Genomic DNA, 761 nt, shown 5'->3' with positions numbered 1-761 from the left:
AATTCACTTGCTGTAACTTACCGCTCCCTGTTTATTTGTAAATTAATTGAGGCGACAACTATCCTGACACAGGGGGCGAATAGCTATTTAGGAAGTTTGCCACAAGCTGATATTGTGAATACAAATATTGCAACAGGCATTCAAGGTTTTTTACAATCAGCTGCAAAACTGGAATTAGTCGCAGAAAATGATACCGCAGAAGCATTATCCGAATTGGTAATGGGTTATATGCAGTTGTTTCTAGATCTTACTGTACGCGTCATGCCAATTAATACTCTGCATAATAATATTAAATTTAACGATAATTTATATAGAGAAGCACAAATCGAAATTAAGCGAATTCTAGCTGAAATGACTCAAATAAATGAATCAGGGAAACCTGATGATAAAAAATTTAAAATGTTACAAAATTCTTTCGAATTTGCTCAAAAAAATTCATCTAAATTAAGCTCTGAAAATAATACATCTTGGGATAACATAAACTTACAAACTAAAGAATTTACTAACTTTTTAATGGAAGAGCTAGCTAAGATTCAATTACTCCAAGCCCCATTATTAATTTGTATTCGAAATGAATTAGGTATTGCTACAAATTCAACCGACTATCAGGAACGTGTTGTAAGTAATGCAAAAAAAGCCAAGGAAATGATAGATAAAGTTTTTGTAGATATCGAGACAAAGGCATAACAAATAAGGATAGGCCGCGCGAAGCCGCGTCCTTATCCCAAGTGTTGAACAAGCCCGAACACCTGAGAGTGACT

At 34.3% G+C, this 761-nt stretch carries 1 protein-coding gene; it reads left to right on the top strand.

The window, feature by feature from the left end:
- A partial coding sequence (locus AAEY99_RS21130; protein ID WP_351011933.1) for a hypothetical protein occupies positions 1 to 687 on the top strand: 687 nt, incomplete at its 5' end.
- Between the last annotated feature and the right edge of the window lie 74 nt (positions 688 to 761).

Source organism: Shewanella sp. S1-58-MNA-CIBAN-0166 (assembly GCF_040310085.1).
In the GTDB taxonomy this organism is placed as follows: domain Bacteria; phylum Pseudomonadota; class Gammaproteobacteria; order Enterobacterales; family Shewanellaceae; genus Shewanella.
This window is presented reverse-complemented; position numbering and strand designations above follow the sequence as displayed.